Annotated in this window: 10 protein-coding genes and 1 pseudogene; 5 read left to right on the top strand and 6 right to left on the bottom strand. The window is 69.2% G+C overall.

Features of this window, described 5'->3' with window-relative positions; translation table 11 throughout:
- Positions 1-335: 335 nt before the first annotated feature.
- Complete coding sequence (locus ACIRPU_RS18925; protein WP_403868329.1) at positions 336-677, bottom strand: hypothetical protein; 342 nt, start codon at positions 675-677, stop codon at positions 336-338.
- A gap of 35 nt (positions 678-712) precedes the next feature.
- Positions 713-2,068, bottom strand: coding sequence for an NAD(P)/FAD-dependent oxidoreductase (locus ACIRPU_RS18920; RefSeq protein WP_403868327.1), 1,356 nt, complete (start codon positions 2,066-2,068; stop codon positions 713-715).
- A gap of 375 nt (positions 2,069-2,443) precedes the next feature.
- Here ACIRPU_RS18920 and ACIRPU_RS18915 point away from each other — a divergent pair, with 375 nt between their 5' ends.
- A complete protein-coding gene (locus ACIRPU_RS18915; RefSeq protein ID WP_403868324.1) occupies positions 2,444-3,172 on the top strand; it encodes a sigma-70 family RNA polymerase sigma factor in 729 nt (242 codons plus the stop codon).
- A 238-nt stretch (positions 3,173-3,410) separates the two neighbouring features.
- Here ACIRPU_RS18915 and ACIRPU_RS18910 read toward each other — a convergent pair whose 3' ends face one another.
- Complete coding sequence (locus tag ACIRPU_RS18910) at positions 3,411-3,995, bottom strand: hypothetical protein (RefSeq protein ID WP_403868321.1); 585 nt, start codon at positions 3,993-3,995, stop codon at positions 3,411-3,413.
- A 531-nt stretch (positions 3,996-4,526) separates the two neighbouring features.
- On the opposite strand from ACIRPU_RS18910, the gene ACIRPU_RS18905 reads away from it, so the two are divergent.
- A complete protein-coding gene (locus tag ACIRPU_RS18905) occupies positions 4,527-5,453 on the top strand; it encodes an RNA polymerase sigma-70 factor (protein WP_403868318.1) in 927 nt (308 codons plus the stop codon).
- A 108-nt stretch (positions 5,454-5,561) separates the two neighbouring features.
- On the opposite strand, the gene ACIRPU_RS18900 is transcribed toward ACIRPU_RS18905, so the two are convergent.
- Positions 5,562-6,500, bottom strand: coding sequence for a sigma factor-like helix-turn-helix DNA-binding protein (locus tag ACIRPU_RS18900; RefSeq protein WP_403868315.1), 939 nt, complete (start codon positions 6,498-6,500; stop codon positions 5,562-5,564).
- Positions 6,501-6,862: 362 nt separating this feature from the next.
- On the opposite strand from ACIRPU_RS18900, the gene ACIRPU_RS18895 reads away from it, so the two are divergent.
- The 3 genes from ACIRPU_RS18895 to ACIRPU_RS18885 all read left to right on the top strand — a co-directional run bounded on the left by ACIRPU_RS18895 (position 6,863) and on the right by ACIRPU_RS18885 (position 10,254).
- The gene (locus ACIRPU_RS18895) at positions 6,863-7,132 is read left to right on the top strand and encodes a WhiB family transcriptional regulator (protein WP_403868312.1); all 270 of its coding nucleotides are present in this window, start codon (positions 6,863-6,865) and stop codon (positions 7,130-7,132) included.
- 380 nt (positions 7,133-7,512) lie between these two features.
- Positions 7,513-9,138: a cytochrome bc complex cytochrome b subunit gene (locus tag ACIRPU_RS18890; protein WP_403868309.1), complete on the top strand. Its 1,626-nt coding sequence runs from the start codon at positions 7,513-7,515 to the stop codon at positions 9,136-9,138.
- Positions 9,139-9,513: 375 nt separating this feature from the next.
- The gene (locus ACIRPU_RS18885) at positions 9,514-10,254 is read left to right on the top strand and encodes a class I SAM-dependent methyltransferase (RefSeq protein ID WP_403868307.1); all 741 of its coding nucleotides are present in this window, start codon (positions 9,514-9,516) and stop codon (positions 10,252-10,254) included.
- A gap of 35 nt (positions 10,255-10,289) precedes the next feature.
- Here the strand turns inward: ACIRPU_RS18885 and ACIRPU_RS18880 are convergent.
- Together ACIRPU_RS18880 and ACIRPU_RS18875 are read right to left on the bottom strand one after the other, a co-directional pair.
- Positions 10,290-10,436: pseudogene (locus ACIRPU_RS18880) on the bottom strand (transposase); the annotation flags it as partial.
- Positions 10,435-13,200, bottom strand: a complete 2,766-nt coding sequence (locus tag ACIRPU_RS18875; protein WP_403868304.1) for an ATP-binding protein — start codon at positions 13,198-13,200, stop codon at positions 10,435-10,437. The gene ACIRPU_RS18875 and the pseudogene ACIRPU_RS18880, both read right to left, overlap by 2 nt.
- Between the last annotated feature and the right edge of the window lie 69 nt (positions 13,201-13,269).

Below are 13,269 nucleotides of genomic sequence, written 5' to 3'. Positions count from 1 at the left end.
AGGGGCTGGTTGTGGATACCGCACCCTTGAGCATCGTCACCCTCGGTAGCGGAGCGGTGATCCCTCCGCGGTTCCGGGGCCGATCGGCAGGTACTGCTCGTGTCGGCTGGGAAGGTGCAATTGTTCCTGGCCCACCGCCCGCGCACCCCCCCTGGCCACCCATTCCGTCTACGGCCGGACCGGTCTCGTCGCCCGCTACGGTCGCCAGGTCGCCGCCGTCATCGGCCTCGACGTCGCGAACGACCGCGTCGCCCAGGTCGGCCCGGGACGGTGAAGCGGGCGTCACGCCGACGCGGTCACACACCGCCCGGCACGGCGCGGGGCGACATCGCCGCTCAACGCGACGACCCCAGGATCACCACGGCGCACGCGATCATCGCCAGGGTGATCAGCGCCATCGCGGTAAGTGTTCCCCGCAGCCATTGCCGGATCCGCACGTGGTGTTGCGCTTCCAACGCCTCGACACGCTCGGCGATGTGGTCGGTCACCATGTGGGCGACGTGTATCTGCGCGTCGACGTACCACTGCCCGATGTCCCGCTTCTGCTCGGGGGTGAGCCCCTCCACGCGCGCGGTGAGGTCCGCCACGCGCCGGCGCGTCGCTCCCATATGAGCCTGCTGATACAGGAAGCCCTCGATGTCGGTGAGGCCGCGGGCGGCCTCCTCACGTGCGGACACGGCGTACCCCCGATGGAAACGAGAACTCCACATGGTCATGGCGTGCTGCCTTCCTTCGTACGGCCGGCACCCGGGCCCTGAGTCCGCCCACTCGTGACGAAGGCGTCCCGCGGGTGCTGCACGGAGGCGAGAGACACGAGATCCCGACCGGTGAGAGCCGCCGTGAGCCAGACCGCCAGAACGCGGATCTTCCGCTCCCAGCTGGGCACCGCCAGCACGTGATAGCCGCGGTGCATCAGCCATGCCGGGAATCCCTTGATGACGATGCCCTTGTACTGGAAGACGCCCCGCCCGAGGCCCAGCGTCGCCACCACGCCCAGGCTGCTGTGGCGGTAGTTCCGGACTCGCTTCCCGCGCAGGTCGGCCACGAGGTTCTTGGCGAGGCGCCGACCCTGCCGCACGGCGTGCTGGGCGTTCGGTACCGTGCGTGCGCCCGGCACCGGCGAGGCCAGGTCGGGAATGGACGCGTCGTCCCCGGCCGCCCACACGTTCGGCACCGGCTCGCTGTCCGTGCCCACGCGCAGATCGGCGCGGACCAGGAGCAGCCCGCGCTCGTCGACCGGCAGGTCCGTGTGGTTGTGCACGACCGGGTTCGAGGCGTTGCCGGCGGCCCAGACGATCAGCGTGGAGTCGTACTCCTGGCCGTCGGAGAGGACGACGTGGCCGTCCTCGGCGGACAGCAGTTGCGTGTTCAGGTGGACATGCGCGCCACGACGTTCCAGGTGGCGCACCACCCACGCACCCGGTCTGTCGCTCACCTCGGGCAGGATGCGGCCCCGGGCCTCGACCAGGTGGAAGGACACTTCGTCCATGGTCAGCTCCGGATACGACCTGAGCATGGATGTCGCCAGGGACAGCAGCTCACCGAAGCCCTCGACGCCGGAGAACCCGCCTCCCACGAACGTGACGGTGAGCAGCTTTCGCCGCTCGGGGCCGGGCGGCAGCGACGCGGCCTGGTCGAACGCGGTCATCAGCCGGTCCCGGATCGCCACGGCCTCCTCCACGTGCTTGAGGCCGATGGCCCGCTGCGCCAGTCCGGGGATGGGGAAGGTGCGGGTCACGGCGCCCGCGGTGACCACGAGGACGTCGTAGCGCAGCTCGTAGGCGTCTCCGCGCACCGGGCGGACGGTCACTGTGCGGTCCGCGTCCCGGATCGCGGTCACGGTCCCCGCGATCAGCCGGGTACGACTCAGATGCCGCCGCAGTGAGACGACGGCGTGACGCGCCTCCACCGAGCCGGCCGCCACCTCCGGCAGGAAGGGCTGATAGGTCATGTACGGGCGCGGGTCGACGACCGTGACCCGCGCCTCGCCCGCCCGCAGCTTCTTCTGCAGGCCCCATGCGGTATAGAAGCCCGCGTAGCCGCCGCCGACGATCAGAATCTCTCGCATGGTTCCCTCTGCTTTGTCGTCCGTCACCCCATAGACCACGTAGGCCGCGCGGATGTGACACGCGACGGGCCCGGATCCACCTGCACCACGCCGCCGGCGAGTCGAGCAGAGGGCGGCGACCTTGCCGGTGTGCGTGTGCGTGTGCGTGTGCGTGTGCGTGTGCGGGCGAGTGAGCTGGACGCCGCGCGGGCGGTTCACTCGCCTGTCCCGTATCGCTGCTGGTCAGGGCGGCTCTGGCAGCTTGGGCCACGGACCGACCACGGCACGACCACGAAGCCGCCCACGGCCTTCCAGGGTGCGATCGGCTGCCCCCCGGTGCGACGTTCGTTGTCAGCGGCCATCGAGCCTCTGACCCACGGAGCACAGGAGCCGATCGTGGACGCACACCTCGTCGAAGCAAGGCAAGGTCGGGAGACGGCGGGTACCACGGCCACCCCGACGATCGGTGACCTGGACGACGCGATGGCGGTGTTCAACCGTGCCAGACCCGGACTGCTCAAGATCGCCAACCGAATCGTCGGGAACGCGAGCGAGGCCGAAGACGTCATCCAAGAGGCATGGCTTCGGTGGCAGGGCACAGATCGTACGGTCGTCTCGAACCCGCCGGCGCTGCTCAGGACGACGACTGTCCGGCTGGCGATCAACGTCGTCCAGTCCGCCTGGAGGCGTCGAGAATCCTGCGCCAGTCCTTGGCTTCCGGAACTGCTGGACACTCGTACGACCCCGGAGGCAGCGGCCGAGCGGCAGGACGCCGTAGAGCGAGCGGTTCTCCTGCTGATGGCAGCGCTGACGCCGAGGCAACGTGCCGCGTATGTCCTGCGAGAGGGCTTCGGCTACCCGCACAGCCGGATTTCCGAGATCCTGGGTCTCAGCGTCGCCAATACGAGGCAGCAGGTCAGCCGTGCCCAGGAGCGGCTCGCTCAGAACCGACGCAGGCAGCCCGTGGATTCGGTCGCGCATCGGCGGCTCGTCCAGGCGTTCTTGGTAGCAGCGCAGTCCGGCGACCTCGCACAGTTGGAACGGGTCCTTGCCGCGGACGCCGGCCACCGATCGACGTGCGGGCCGGTGTCGCGAGCGGCGAGCGCGGCGTCGTCGCTGGTGTGATGCGCCTGGGAGTCCGGGAACCCGCCGTGCCCGATCCCCACTCCCGTCGGCGGAGCGAAGCCGAGCGGGCCCACCGCGTCGGCGCGTCCGCAGTGTCCGCCGCGACCGCCGAGGCAGGTTCCGAAAGCGGGCCGGTCCTGGTGGCCGCGGCGCTGCGCACCGCCTTCGAAACAGCCCCGACACGGCGACCGACCGGGTTCAGACGCGGGCACAGCGCCGGCACACCGACAGCGCCGCCCTAACGGTTGGCGCGGTAGAGGCCCCGGCCGGTCCGTTGGACGCGGGAGGCGCCGACCATGCGGTCAAGGGTGCTGCGGATGCCGTTGATGCTTCCGCTGTCGGTGTCACGGCCGAGAGCCGCGGCGACATCACGGGCCCGCACGTCGACATCGCCGACTTCGGCGAAGTACGCCATGATCTGCTCGGTGAGCCGGCCGTACGCCTTCTGCCCGTGCGGGCCGGAGCCGGCGGCGACAGTACGTGCCGTGCCCTTGCCCCCCTTGGCTTTCCGCCGCGGTGCAGTCGCCTTCGCCGCCGTGTCCGCGGGCTCGGCGGAGGCACTGTCGGTCCGCGGTCCGGCGGTGGCCGCGGTCTGGTCCTGCCGCGCGGCCGAAGCACCGGCCGTACCCGTCAACGCAGCGGCAGGATCGAGCATCACGGCTTCGAGAGCGCCGAGGGCCCGCTGCACCGAGCCGAGATGTGCCACGACCGCGGCCAGTTCCCTTTCCAGCGACTGCTTCTGGACCTGCAGGCGGGCCAGGTCTCCTTGAAGGCTCTCAGCGGTGATCTCGATGTTGTGCGCTGTGCGGGCTACAGAGACCATGTGTTCCTCTCATCCTCAACCCTCGCCGCAGCGCCCCGGCTCACGTGCGGTGACGCTCGGTCCGAACGCGGACACGGGTTCCCTCTGACATCATATGCAAGCTGTCAGTGGGCATTCCGCATCGCACGGTCACGTCAGATGCGCGGCGCGGCGGACACAGTGCGTCGGAGGCTGACCTCGAGCAGGGCGGCCTCGGGCTGCCGGAACACACTGGCAGCGGCAGGGTCGGATGAGATTCGGGCCCGCGCGCACACGACAACAGTGTGTTTTCCGGAGGCCGACTCCCCAACGATGGCCCACGACACCTTTCTGCTCCGGTTTCTGTCACAGGAGCGAGCCCCGCCCGGTCTATGAAGCACATGCGATGGGGTCGGACGTGACTTTCAGTGACCAGAGTTGCTGCAGTACCCGAACAGGCCGTGCCGTTGGTCGGAGCGCCCGCAACCACGCGGAAGCAGTGTGGTTGCGCCCCTTGGCAGCCGCAACCGGAGAAACGGAGACCTCACGATCATGCACCTCGAACCGTCCCCTATGGCAGGCGACCTCGAAGAGGCTGTCTCTGTCTTCGTCCAGCACCGGAGACGTCTCTTCGGAATCGCCTACCGCGTGCTCGGCAGTGCGGTCGAGGCGGAGGACGTGGTCCAGGAAGTGTGGTTGCGGTGGCAGAAGACCGACCGCTCCGCGGTGGTGAGCCCGGTGGCCTTCCTGTCGAGTGCCACGACGCGCTTGGCCATCAACGTCGCACAATCGGCGCGGGCGCGCCGGGAGACCTACATCGGGCCATGGCTGCCCGAGCCCGTCGACACGAGCTCGGACCCGGAGGTGGGCGCGCAGCGCGCGGAAGCCCTGGAAATGGCCCTGCTGCTGGTGTTGGAGAGGCTGAGTCCCACAGAGCGGGCGGCATACGTACTGCGCGAGGCCTTCGACTACGCCTATCCCGAGATCGCTGAGATCCTCCGGCTCAGCCTCGTCAATGTGCGGAAGATCGTGAGCCGTGCCCGCAAGCACCTGTCGGACGAGCAGCGCGAGAGCGTGGACACCGCGGAGCACACGCGGCTTCTGAACGCCTTCGTCTCAGCGGCTCGAACGGGGAACGTGGCTTCGTTGGAAGCCCTTCTCGCCCCCGATGCCGTCAGTCTGTCCGACGGCAACGGCATGCGGGCCTGCGCTCGTATACCGGTGCTGGGCCGTGCACGCGTCGCTCGACTGGCGGTCTATCGGCGACTGTGGCCGGACGTGGACGTCGGGTTGGTCGACGCCAACGGCCGTACGGGTGCGCTGCTCCACCGGCACGGCGAGCCCATCGCGTTGCTGCACATCGCCGCCTCCAAGGAGGGCATCCACCAGGTGATGTGGGTGTTCAACCCGAGCAAGATCGCCGCGTTCACCGCTTCACGTTCCCGCTTCTCCACTGCCTTTCCGCCCGGCATCGGCGGGCGTGCGACGGTGGCAGTGTGAGGGCCCGCACGGCGAGTGGGCGCCGCACACCCGCCGACCGGTCCACCGGGCCGCCACCGGAGGATCGGCGGCCAACCGCTGTGTGCTCCACGCCTTCGACAGCGCCTCTCACAGGTGATCAGGACCGGCCGTCGTCCCGCTGGGACGGGCTTTGGCCGGATCTGTTGCCACCGGGCGCGGGGGTTGGTTCCAGGGGCGCAGTTTGTCGGGGTTGAGGGTGACCCACACCTGGGTGACGTGGTGGTCGGCGATGTCGAGGCTGATGACGGAGGCGACCTGGTGGTCGTAGCGGGCGACGAGGCCGGTGCGGCCGTTGACGGAGTGGGTGGTCAGGGTGGTGCGGGGGCGGCCGGCCAGGAGTGTCAGCAGGCTGTGGGCGACGGACCGGCTGCCGTGGACGGGCCCGGTCAGCGCCCTGACTTTGCCGCCGCCGTCGAAGAACGCGGTGGCGTCGGGGCACAGAGCCGAGGCCAGGAGGCAGGCGTCCTGGGTCAGGCAGGCCCGGCGGACGGTGCGGGTGAGCGCGTCGTGCTCTTGCGGTGTCGTGGGGTGTGAGCGCTGCAGCCGGAGGCAGCGGCGGGCCCTGTCGGTGAGTTCGGCGCACTCCGGCTCGGTGCGTCCCACGATGTCGGCGACCGTGTCGGCGCTCATCCCGAAGACGTCATGGAGTACGAACGCCGCCCGTTCGGCCGGTGACAGGGAGTCCGGCGCGTCCAGCAGAACCCGGCTCACCTCCTCCGCCGGCGATGCCTGCGCCTCCTCGGCGTCGCCCGCCTCGATGGGGGAGCCCTTCCCCCGGAGGGCCGAACCCCGGTCGGGGAGGGCGAGTCGGCTCAGACAGATCCCGCCCGCGGTCTCCGCGAGCCAGGCCCGCGGCGCCGTGATCAGCCCACGTGCCGCCTCTGACTGCCCGTACCACCGACGGTAGGCCTCATCGACAACACGTTCCGCCTCACCGGGAGTGCCCAGCATCCAGGAGGCGACATCCAGCAGATACCGACGTTCCTCGAACAACTCGGCGATCGGCACCGCGTCAGCGTGATCCATACGGCATCCTCCCTCTGCCCGGGCGGGGTGCCACCTTCCGTGCCCCTGCTCCCGAAGGGGGGTGAGAACAGTCGATGGCTCAGCTCTCGCGCACCACACCTCACGTGTTTCTCGGCTCAATCCGTTAGACCGTGTTCACGCGGATCTTGTGACACCAGCCTCAGTGATCACGAGGGTGAGGGCGCCGCCGCGCCCTGCGGAACGCGGCTGTATGTCACACATGGGCCGGTTGCCCGGTCTCATCTGACAGCCCCGGTACCCCTCACCGGGACCGGAAGGACCATGACCGCGTTCCGGGGCCTCCACGCCGAACGGCGAATCTTGGAGGTTCTCCCATGGTTGTTGAACGAGGAGACCATGTCATGTACTGGCGCGAACGGGCAGCTTGCCTGCACGTGGAAGATCCCGATCTGTTCTTCCCGATAGGACACAGCGGGCCGACGCTCGAACAGATCGAGGAAGCCAAGGCGATCTGCGGCCGTTGCCCCGTCATGGAGCAGTGCCTCGACTGGGCCGTGCGGGTGGAGCAGGTGGAGGGCATCTGGGGCGGCACCACGGAGAGCGAACGTCGTGCGATCAGGCGACTCGAGGCCCGACGGACGGCCAGAATCAGGATCGGCACGGTGGCGTGACGGTCCCGGCACCCGCGGCTGAGCCCGTGGCCGGGTCCTGAGACCGCCCGGTGTCAGGGCGTTCACAACATCCGGCCCGGGACAGGCTACACCTGCCATGACACACCGCACGATGCGTTCCGTCGCCGACCGTAGTCAAACAGTGTGACGAGGATGCGCAGCACGCCGATGCCTTCTCACCGGGAGACGTGTCACAGCCGTGCGTCGTACCCGGTCATACGGGTGGAAGCAGTCCATGAGCCCGCGGCGGCGACGGTCGACCTGCCGTCCCCGTGCCGCTCGGTCCGGATGGGGCGCACACCGCCCAGGACGTGCTGTGAACGACGCGGGCGGGGCCGTCCGGGCCGGGCCCCGTGAACGAATCATGAATGGTGGTAGGGATGGGTGACGGCAGCCAGGAAAACGATGTGCGCGGAGTGACCAAGGGCGAAAGGGTTGCCGAATGGGCCGGCGGCCGCCTGGGCCTCCACAACCCGCTCAGGGCGAAATCGCGAAGAGCCTTTCCGGACCATTGGTCGTTCATGCTGGGAGAGATCTGCCTCTACAGCTTCCTCATCATCGTCGTCACGGGTGTCTATCTGACGTTCTACTTCCACCCGTCCATGAAGGAAGTGGAGTATCAGGGCAGCTACGCGCCGCTACAGGGGCAACTGGTGTCGGAGGCGTTCAACTCGACCATGCACATATCGTTCGACGTCCGTGGCGGCCTGTTGATCCGGCAGGCCCACCACTGGGCGGCACTGGTCTTTGTCGCCGCCGTGCTCGTCCACATGATGCGCGTGTTCTTCACTGGCGCCTTCCGTAGGCCTCGCGAGCTCAACTGGGTTTTCGGTTTCCTGCTGCTGGTCCTCGGAATGTTCGGAGGGCTGACGGGATACGACCTCCCGGACGACCTCCTGTCCGGAACCGGACTCGCGGTCGTGAACGGAACGATCCTCTCCGTCCCGATCGTCGGAACCTACCTCTCCATGTTCCTCTTCGGAGGTGAGTTCCCAGGAAACGATCTGGTGGCGCGCTTCAATACCATCCACGTTCTGCTCATTCCTGCCCTGATGGTGGGACTGCTTGTCGTCCATCTCTTCCTGGTCCTTCGTCACCGACACACGCAATATCCAGGTCCGGGCCGGAGCGACAAGAAGGTGGTGGGTCTGCCGCCCAAAGTGCGCGCCGTGAAGTCCGCGGGGTTCTTCTTCCTCGTCGCCGGTGTCATCTTCGTCATCGCTTCCATCGCACAGATCAACCCTGTGTGGGTGTACGGCCCCTACCGTGCCGACCAGGTTTCCGCCGGATCGCAACCCGACTGGTACATGGGCATAGCCGACGGGCTGCTGCGGGTCATGCCCGGCTGGGAGATCGACTTCTGGGGCCACACCCTGGCTCTGGACAACCTGATCCCGCTCACGGCCGGCGTCGGTCTCCTCCTTGCCATGGGCGCATACCCGTTCATCGAGTCCTGGGTGACCGATGACGACCGCGATCAGCACCTTCTCGACCGTCCGCGCAACCGACCGGTGCGAACGGCATGTGGTGTCGCATGGATCAGTTTCTATCTGGTGGCGCTGATGGGCGCCGCGAACGACATCATCGCCATCCGCTTCCATGTCTCGGTCGAATCAGTGACGTGGGCGGTTCGCGTCGGTCTCTTCGCCGTGCCCGTCACCGCTTACGCCGTGACGAAGCGGTGCGCGCTCGGGCTCCAACGCCAAGACCGCGACAAAGTGCTGCACGGCCGCGAGACCGGCATGATCAAGCGTTTGCCGCACGGCGAGTTCGTCGAGGTGCACGAGCCGCTCAGCCAGGAACAACTGCGCGTTCTCACACAACACGAGCAGTACAAGCCGATCGGTCCCGGCCCTTCGGGCAACGGGGGAGGACCGGATACGGGATCGCGCCTTGCGCAGCTCCTGCGTGCCAGACTCAGTCGCAGCTTCTACGGCGAAGGCACGCAGATAACCAAGCCGACCGCGCGGGAGTACAAGGAGATCACCGGCGAACACCGGCACTGACACGGACGCGCCGCTGCCCGACGTACGCAACCGTCACTGCCGGCGCGCCGGACAGCAGCCGTGCGCGCCGCGTGGATCGTGTCGGAGGACTCGTCCACAACGTAGTACAAGCCACAGGCGCTGGGAGTCGCCGGAGCTTGCCCTGCCGCTTCAGGAGCCGTCACCGCGATCGGCTGCGGCTCGTGAGGTCAGGAGACGGTGCACAGGACAGCGCCCGGCGATGGGCCGGGGTTCGTCTCCTGACGCTGGATCGGTCGATCGATCCCACCCCCGATCGCCTCGCCGGCCGGACAGGGCACCCGTGAACCGGTGAACCTTCCCGGTCGCGCCACAACCGTGTTGACCGCCCCCGCAAGGCAGTGCTTGAGTCGGCGCGTGGACAGCATTTCTGCCAACCGGCGGTTCTGGAACCAGATCAGCAGCGCCTACCAGCACGAGCACGACCCGCAGATCGGCGCAACGCCCCGGCTGTGGGGCACGTACGCCATCCCCGACGCGCACCTGCACGCCCTGGGCGACGTCACCGGCAAGCGGGTCCTCGAACTCGGCTGCGGCGCCGGCCAGTGGTCCAGGGCGCTCGCCGCCGAGGGCGCCACCGTGGTCGGGTTCGACCTGTCCGAAGCCCAGCTCGCCGCGGCAGCGAGCGCGATGGGAGCGGCCCGCTACCCGCTGGTGCAAGGCGCCGCCGAACACCTCCCGTTCGCCGCCGACAGCTTCGACCTGGTGTTCTGTGACTACGGCGGGCTCAGCTGGGCGCCCCCGCACCTGGCCGTCCCGCAGGCCGCACGCATCCTGCGCCGCGGTGGGCGCCTGGTGTTCAACGTCGCCAGCCCATGGTTCGAAGCCTGCTACGACGAAGCCGCCGCCCGCGCGACCACGACGCTGCACCAGGACTACTTCGGGCTGGACACCATCGCTGAAGACCAGGGCGCGGTCAGCTATCAGCTCACCTACGGCGACTGGATCAGGGTCCTGCGCGGCGCGGGTCTCGTCATCGACGACCTCATCGAGCCGCGGCCCGAACCCGGAACAGCCAACGGCTACAACCAGACCGACCCGCCCGACTGGGCATACCGCTGGCCGGCAGAAATACTCTGGGTAACCCACAAACCGTAGACACCGCCGCACCGGGACGTGAAGGTGTCCCCTCCCCGGTTGACCCTGGAAAGATCCCACGCCGACTGGCTCACGAACTGCCGCAGAGCCTGCGTGTTCCCTTCCGGCAGCCGCTCGGCCATCGGCTGAACCGACCTGCGCCGCCCGTCGAGCAGCAGGCCCCGCAGACAGCACTCGCTCCTAGGCGGAGGTCGCCTCGCCTTCGAGCTGCGTGGTGTGGATCTCCTTGCGGGAGGAGATGCCGAGCTTCGAGAACACCTTGCGGAGGTGCCATTCGACCGTGTGGGGGCTGAGGAACAACCGGGCGCCGATCTCGGGGTTCGTGAGCCCTTCGCCGGCGAGACGAGCGATCTGCGCTTCCTGGGGGGTGAGGGCCGCGGGCGTGGCGACAGTGTGTCTGCGCACCTTCGCTCCCGTGGCCTGCAGCTCGCTTCGCGCGCGTTCGGCGAACGCCTCGGCCCCCATCTGACTGAACATCTCGTGTGCGACGCCAAGTTGGGCACGGGCGTCGACACGGCGGTTCTCGCGGCGCAGCCACTCGCCGTACAGGAGCTGTGCGCGGGCGAGTTCGAGGCGGACCCGGGTGCGCGCGAGCCGCTCGATCGCCTCACGGTAGAGCTGCTCCGCGCGATCGCCCTCGCTCAGGAGCGCCCGCGAGCGCGCTTCCACGCCCAGTGCCCAGTCGGTGCCACTGGCTTGTGTCGTCTCCGAGAGCTGCTGGAGCGCGTCGCTCGCCAGAGCGGGTGAGCCGCTCCGTGCGGCCGCCTCGATCAGCTCGATCAAGGCCCTTCGCGGCGTGCTGAACTCCCTTTGGTGGGCGGCTGCCTCCTGCGCCGCGACCAGTGCCTCCGCGTATCGGCCGCGACCGTTGCAGAGCACCGCGTGGTACCAGTGGGCGACGGTGACGGCGGCCCCCTGGCCACGCGGCACGGCCTCGCTCAATATCGCGTCGATCAGCGTGCGGGCCTCGCGCTCGCGGCCGCGCCAGACAGGCAAGCCGAGCGGCCCGACGCGCACCGGGTTGCTCCCGGTCGCCGCACACACGGTTTTGACCTCCTCGACCAGCGACGCGGCCGCCGACAGCTCCCCGGCGAAGAGGTGCATGGCGGCGCGGGAATCGAGCGCATCGGGGAGCTCACTGAGCGCGCCGGCCTCACGGGTGATCGCCACGTGACGGGTCGCGACCACGTGCCAGCGCTCGTCGTCCCACAGATCCGCGGCAAGGACCGACGCCAGCCAGAGCCAGCGCCGCGCCTCCTGAGCGGGGATCTCCTCGTCACAGAACGCTTTGAGGACTCGTTTCATCATCGGCGCCGCAGCCGAATAGCCGTCGGTGAGACGCACGGCGAGGGCATCCAGCAGCATGTCGGGCACCCGCGGAAGCTGCGACGGCGGCGCGCCGCGGGCAGCCTCGCCCACCTCCCGCAGGCCTGGGCCGCGCGCCAGGCGGCCGGCGAATATCGCCGCCGCGATGGCGTCCAAGTAGGTCTCACGGGCGAGTGCGACGTCGAGCCGCCCGAACCGGCGAGCGGCGGCGAGCAGCAGCGGGGGAGCCTCACTGCCGCGGTTCTGGGCGAACGCGATCTGGGCATGCAGCACGTCGATCCGCGCGCGCCCGCGCTCATCGAGGGGCCCGGCCTCCGCTGTGGCAAGGAGGGCAGCCGCCGGCTCGAACGCCCCGGCTTGGAGCTTGGCCTGTGCGGCATCCACCGCGCGATGCGCGCGTCGGGCAGGATCCTGCGTCAGCGTGGCCGCGCGCTGGAGGAACGCGGCCGCCGCCGCGATGCCGCCGCGCGCCTGCGCCCGGCCCGCGGAGCGCTCCAACTCGGCAGCCACCATCTCGTCGGGTCCCGAGGCCGCGCCGGCCAGATGCCAGGCCCGACGATCGGGATCGAGCTGGGCGTCGGTGGCGTCGGCCAGCGCCTTGTGCACCTCTCGCCGGTCGCTCGGGCCGGCCGCGCGATAGGCCGCCGAGCGCACCAGCGGGTGCCGGAACCGTACCCGGGTGCCGAGGGTGATCAGCTCCGCCGCGTCGGCGTGCGACGCGGCTGCGTCGGCGTCGATACCCAGCCGCTCGGCCGCACGCCGCAACAACGTCACATCGCCGACCGGCTCGGCGGCCGCGGTGAACAGCAGACGTCGCGTCTCGGCCGGAAGCGACTGAACGCGGCGGAGGAATCCCTGCTCGATCTGACTCGACAAGGGGGACGCGTCCGGACGCCCGAAGCCGCCGGCCAGCTCCGCCGCGGGCAACCCGCGAGGCAGCTCGAGCAGAGCCAGCGGGTTACCGCGCGACTCGGCGACGATGCGGTCGCGCACCCGCTGGTCGAGCGGTCCGGTGACGACCGAGTCGAGGAGTGTTCGGGAGTCGCGCTCGGTCAGCCCCGTGACGGTCAGCGCGGGAAGGCTGCCGAGGACCTCGTCGGCACTGGGCTCGCGGAGGGCGAAGACGAGCACGACCGATTCCGCGAGCAGCCGGCGGGCGACGAACTCCAAGGTCAGTGCCGACGCGCGATCCAGCCACTGGGCGTCGTCGACGAGGCAGACCAACGGCTCGTTCCCTCCGGCGTCGGCCAGGAGGCTCAGAGTGGCCAGGCCCACGAGGAACCGGTCGGGCGCATGGCTGGCCCGGAGCCCGAACGCAGTGCCGAGGGCGTCGTGTTGAGGCTCGGGCAAATGGTCGAGGCCGACCAGCAGAGGAGCGCAGAGCTGGTGCAGGCCGGCATAGGAGAGCTCCATCTCGGACTGGACGCCGGCAACCCTGACCGTGCGGCATTCCGCACGATCGAGGAGGTATCTCAGCAGTGCGGTCTTCCCGATCCCCGCCTCACCGCGCAGAACCAGGACCCCGCTGCGCCCAGCCCTGACACCTGTCAGGAGGTCCTCGAGAGCCCGGCATTCGTTGTCCCTGCCGAGGAGTCCGGCTCTTGAACCGCTCCTCGCCATGGCAGCTCCCATTTCAGCGCACTCCGGCCGGTATAATAATACGTTTCCGGACAGGTGCGCCTGCGGTGG

This window comes from Streptomyces sp. NPDC102259, from assembly GCF_044766465.1.
In the GTDB taxonomy this organism is placed as follows: domain Bacteria; phylum Actinomycetota; class Actinomycetes; order Streptomycetales; family Streptomycetaceae; genus Streptomyces.
The sequence above is the reverse complement of the archived record's forward strand: the minus strand, read 5'-3'. Positions and strand labels throughout refer to the sequence as shown.

Coding starts and splice junctions, on each gene's coding strand:
- ACIRPU_RS18920 (WP_403868327.1), bottom strand. CDS start 2,068: ATGCGAGAGATTCTGATCGTCGGCGGCGGCTACGCGGGCTTCTATACC.
- ACIRPU_RS18910 (WP_403868321.1), bottom strand. CDS start 3,995: ATGGTCTCTGTAGCCCGCACAGCGCACAACATCGAGATCACCGCTGAG.
- ACIRPU_RS18905 (WP_403868318.1), top strand. CDS start 4,527: ATGGCAGGCGACCTCGAAGAGGCTGTCTCTGTCTTCGTCCAGCACCGG.
- ACIRPU_RS18900 (WP_403868315.1), bottom strand. CDS start 6,500: ATGGATCACGCTGACGCGGTGCCGATCGCCGAGTTGTTCGAGGAACGT.
- ACIRPU_RS18895 (WP_403868312.1), top strand. CDS start 6,863: ATGTACTGGCGCGAACGGGCAGCTTGCCTGCACGTGGAAGATCCCGAT.
- ACIRPU_RS18890 (WP_403868309.1), top strand. CDS start 7,513: ATGGGTGACGGCAGCCAGGAAAACGATGTGCGCGGAGTGACCAAGGGC.
- ACIRPU_RS18875 (WP_403868304.1), bottom strand. CDS start 13,200: ATGGCGAGGAGCGGTTCAAGAGCCGGACTCCTCGGCAGGGACAACGAA.